1 protein-coding gene is annotated in these 1000 nt (G+C 27.8%); it reads right to left on the bottom strand.

Translation table 11 applies throughout. From position 1 onward, the window contains the following. A partial coding sequence (locus tag HMPREF0072_RS10265) for a MobA/MobL family protein (protein ID WP_004830347.1) occupies positions 1 to 1000 on the bottom strand: 1000 nt, incomplete at both ends.

Here is a 1000-nt window from a genome sequence, read left to right as displayed (position 1 = left end):
GTCTTTGCTTTTTTATTTATTTTGTAACTATTAGACTTTAAAGTTTCTATTTTTGTTTGTAACTGACCTATGGTTTCTATGTTGTTTTTTCTTAAATAGCTATATGCACTCGTTAGCTTTTTGAAGTCATATTTTTCTTTATTGGTTTTTGCATATCCTTTTAGATATTTACTTTTTTCTTTTTGAATTTCTGAATAAGTTAATAGATAATTTGTTAGATTGAAAAGTTTAGGGTTGTCTATTACCTTATCTCTTTCTATATCCTTAAATTTTTCATAAGCAGTAGATAAGTTATCTAATAAATTCCCTATCCAATCCTTTAATGTTTTTATCTCTTCTTTTATTGTCTTTACAAGTTCGTTATATTTTCTTATTTCTCTATTATAGTTTCCCTTGTCAGTTTCTATTCCCTTTCGTTCCATTGCACTTGCTGCTGATCCTAAATGGATTGTCGGTAGATAATCTGAATTTTGTCTTTTAAAACTCCTATGGTCTACTCTTTTTTCTATTTTGTTTTTTGCCAGATATTCATTACAAAGGTCTGAAAAGTTTTCTCTCCATTTTTCTACATTGCCTTTATCGTTCCAAGTTGTTAGTTCTACTTTTCTTGTTTTAGGTTTTCCATTTTTGTTTAAAATCTTTTCTCCTTTTTCATCTAGGATATATTCTTTTTTTGACTTTGCTAAGAACTCTCCTTTTTCGTTTATGGGTCGCATTATGGTCATTATATGACAATGAATATTTCCATTTTTATCTTGACTCTCATCATGAATTGCATAATCTACTATCATTCCTTGTGATGTTAGATTTTCTTTTATATACCTTTCGACTAGTTTTTTATTTTCACTTAAAGATAACTCTTTTGGTAGTCCTATTATGAATTGTCTTGCTAGTTGTGCATTAGAATTTTTTTCTGCCATTTCTACTTTATTCCATAAGGTAGACCTATCATTAAATTCTTTTGGTATGTGATCAGGCAATATTATATTTTTTGCTAATA

It is taken from the genome of Anaerococcus lactolyticus ATCC 51172 (genome assembly GCF_000156575.1).
Taxonomy (GTDB): domain Bacteria; phylum Bacillota; class Clostridia; order Tissierellales; family Peptoniphilaceae; genus Anaerococcus; species Anaerococcus lactolyticus.
Note: the sequence above shows the minus strand (reverse complement) of the source record. Positions and strands in the feature narration are given on the sequence as shown.